We start from the raw sequence: 3,600 nt of genomic DNA on the forward strand, positions 1-3,600 counted from the left end.
GATTCCCCCACCGGACCCACCCAACGTATAAGCAGGACGTACAATAACCGGATACCCCTGCACATCAGCAAACTGAACAGCCTCCGCTACCGTGACGGCGATGGCCGATGCAGGCACCGGTTCACCCAATTCAGTCATTAAATCACGAAACTGTTCGCGATCTTCAGCCGCTTCAATTGCTGATAACTTCGTACCAATCAATTCCACATTGTATTCATCTAATATGCCACTCTCTGCCAACTCCTTCGCCATGTTCAACCCGGTTTGGCCACCTAGCGTTGGTAATAAGGCATCTGGTTTTTCCTGCTGAATAATCGTCTGTAAGGATGCTAGGGTCAGTGGTTCAATATAAACCTTATCTGCCGTTTCTTTATCGGTCATAATCGTCGCCGGATTCGAATTCACCAAAACAACTTCATAACCTTCCTCTTTCAAAGCAATCGCTGCCTGCGAACCGGAATAATCAAATTCAGCCGCCTGTCCAACCACAATCGGTCCCGACCCAATCACCAATATTTTGTGAATATCACACCGTTTTGTCATTGCATAACCCCCGCTTTTTCTTGTCGCATTAACGTTACAAACTCATCGAATAGATAAGTGGCATCATGCGGTCCTGGTGCCGCATCTGGATGAAATTGAACTGAAAAGGCGGCATGATTACGTAGTCGCACGCCTTCTACAGTTCCGTCATTGATGTCCTCATGAGTCACAATAAGATCAGTATCTTGCAAACTGTCCTTTGCAACTGCATAGCCATGATTTTGCGATGTAAAATCAGTCCGTTGACTCGTCAGGTCACGCACAGCATGATTGAATCCACGATGGCCAAATTTCATCTTATACGTGTCAGCCCCGTTCGCCATTGCAAATAGTTGGTGACCTAAGCAAATCCCGAATAGTGGTTTAACTTCTTGTAATTGTTGAATTTTCGGAATCATATCCACGAATGCATTCGGATCCCCTGGGCCATTTGATAGTAGAATGCCATCCGGATTGCCAGCCAAAATATCTGTCACCGCTGCATCAGGCGATAACACAGTCACGGTCACACCGCGATCGTTCAATGCCCGTATAATTGAATTTTTCAAGCCAAAGTCAATCAATGCGACCTGCACATCACTCACGTCTGATTTATAAACCGTTGTTGGCTGATATGCGTCAGCAACTGGCAAACTTGCCGGTGCGTTCACGGCCACGTCACTTGGATTATCTACCAAGACGCCAGTCATCGTCCCAAATTCACGTAGTTCTTTCGTTAAAGCGCGTGTATCCACTCCGGTAATTCCAGGCAGCGCCATCACTTCAGCCCATTCACGTAATGACATCTTAGACCGCCAATTGCTTGGGTGCTCCGCAATGTCCGCCGTGATAATAGCGCTTGCCGCGGGTTTATCAGATTCATAATCAGCATCATTAATCCCATAATTACCAATTAACGGATACGTAAACACAATCATTTGGCCCAGATAGGACTTATCGGTAATCGCTTCTTGATAGCCCGTCATACCGGTTGTAAACACCAATTCTCCCGCAACACTTTGCGTGGCGCCGAAGCCTTCGCCCTCATAAATCGAGCCATTCTCCAATACTAAATATCGTTTATTCATTCTTAGTCCTCATTATAAAAATCCCCCGTAATGTGCCAAGCATCACGGGGGACTTATCGTTATTCGTTTACTTAATGACGATATACGCAATTGAACCATGCAAGCCTCGCTGAACTTAGTTAAATCATTCAATTGTTTCTAATCATCTAGTCAATTGCCAACGGCTGTGGCAAAAATAGTTCACCTAACGTTGCAGCCATTACCGCCTTGATTGTATGCAACCGATTTTCGGCCTGTTGAAATTGCTTAGCATTGTCCGCATGAAATACTTCATTCGTAATTTCCATCTCAGTCAGACCAAATCGCTTGTAAATGTCTTGAGCCATTGTCGTTTCTAAATCATGAAACGCTGGTAGATCATGCAACACAATCGTATCGGCACGCCCCGTTTGGGCAACCACTTCAGCATTAATTTGATATCGCTGCAATAGTTGAATACGTTCTGCCCAAGCATCTTCTTCTCCCATTGAAGCCCACACATCGGTATACAACACATGCGCCCCCTGTACACCAAGGGCCACGTCATCGGTCAACACGATTTTCGCCCCACTTTTCTCGGCAAACTTGCGGGCAATCTGTTGCACCTCCGTCGTCGGTTGTAGTGACTCTGGTGCAACCAATGTTATATCAACCCCCAATAGCGCTCCGGTAACAAGCAATGAATTCGCTACATTATTACGAGCATCCCCCAAATAGGCTAATTTCAATCCTTTCAAATGACCAAACACTTCATCCATGGTCATAAAATCAGCTAACATCTGTGTCGGATGCCAGTCATCAGTCAACCCGTTCCAAACCGGCACATGACTTTCAGCAGCCAACGTTTCAACAACCGGTTGTGAATACCCCCGATATTCAATCGCGTCATACATCGATCCCAATACACGGGCTGTATCTGACAAGGATTCTTTCTTACCAAATTGAATATCTTTCGCACCCAGAAATTCTGCATGAGCCCCTAAGTCAGTTGCTGCAACCGTAAATGATGACCGTGTCCGTGTTGAGGTTTTCTCAAACAATAGTGCAATATTACGGCCCTTTAGGTATTCGTGGGGGACACGCTGTTGCTTTAAAAACTTTAAATGTTCCGCTAATTTAATTAACGTATAGAGTTCTTCCCCTGAAAAATTCTTTTCTGCTAAATATGACCGCCCGTAAAATATATTTTGCATTTAAGCCTCTCCAATCGTTGTCAGAATTGTCATGACACCCGCATGCATCTCTTGCTCATCCATGGTTAGCACCGGCAGTAATCGCAATGTATTTCCTTGCGCAGATAAAGCCAAAATACCTCGTTCACGTAATTTCATCAGTACCGGTTGTACATCCGTTGTTAACTCAATGCCGATCATCAAGCCTAACCCGCGTACCGCTTTCACCTGTTGCAAATCCTGGCTACCTTGTACCAAATCATGCATGATAGCCAGCCCCTTTTGTTGCACGTCCGCTAAAAATTCAGGCGTTAATGACTGAAGAACCGCATACGCACTAGCCATAACAACTGGATTACCGCCAAAGGTTGTCCCGTGTGACCCTGGTTGAAAGGCTGTCCCTAATTTAGCTTGACCAATCATTGCTCCTACAGGCAATCCATTAGCCAAAGCTTTGGCCACCGTGACAATATCAGGCACGATATCAAACTGTTCGTAGGCATATAGTGACCCCGTGCGGCCCATACCAGACTGCACTTCATCCACAATAACCAGTACGCCTAAGTGCTGCGCCTTGTTAACCAAACGCTGTAACCACGAACGGTCAGCCACGTGAATGCCCCCTTCGCCTTGCACAACTTCCAAAATAACGGCTGCAAAGGTATCGTCTAGTTGGTCAATCGCCGCTTGTTGATTAAACGGCACTGTGACCACATCCTGATCAACCCCATACCCAGCTTGATAGGCCGTGACCGGTGTCAATGACAAGGCCCCGTACGTTCGGCCGTGAAATGCTTGCGCGAAATTCATAATTTTATGTTTGCCCGTATAACGACGTG

General features: G+C 46.0%; 3 protein-coding genes and 1 pseudogene. All 4 read right to left on the minus strand.

Annotated elements, in window-relative coordinates:
* Positions 1-543 (minus strand): annotated as a pseudogene (locus WEIDD23_RS07015) (carbamoyl-phosphate synthase large subunit); the annotation flags it as partial.
* Complete coding sequence (locus WEIDD23_RS07020; protein WP_010373294.1) at positions 540-1,610, minus strand: carbamoyl phosphate synthase small subunit; 1,071 nt, start codon at positions 1,608-1,610, stop codon at positions 540-542. The pseudogene WEIDD23_RS07015 and the gene WEIDD23_RS07020, both read right to left, overlap by 4 nt.
* 146 nt (positions 1,611-1,756) lie before the next feature.
* On the minus strand, positions 1,757-2,782 hold the full coding sequence (gene argF, locus WEIDD23_RS07025) for an ornithine carbamoyltransferase (protein ID WP_010373296.1): 1,026 nt from the start codon (positions 2,780-2,782) through the stop codon (positions 1,757-1,759).
* Positions 2,783-3,600, minus strand: an 818-nt coding sequence (locus WEIDD23_RS07030) for an aminotransferase class III-fold pyridoxal phosphate-dependent enzyme (protein WP_242865459.1), incomplete at its 5' end; no start/stop codon positions are given. It abuts the gene before it with no gap.

The sequence above is a fragment of the Weissella sp. DD23 genome (assembly GCF_001579105.1).
GTDB classification, from domain to species: Bacteria; Bacillota; Bacilli; order Lactobacillales; family Lactobacillaceae; genus Weissella; species Weissella cibaria.

Coding starts and splice junctions, on each gene's coding strand:
- argF (WP_010373296.1), bottom strand. CDS start 2,782: ATGCAAAATATATTTTACGGGCGGTCATATTTAGCAGAAAAGAATTTT.
- WEIDD23_RS07020 (WP_010373294.1), bottom strand. CDS start 1,610: ATGAATAAACGATATTTAGTATTGGAGAATGGCTCGATTTATGAGGGC.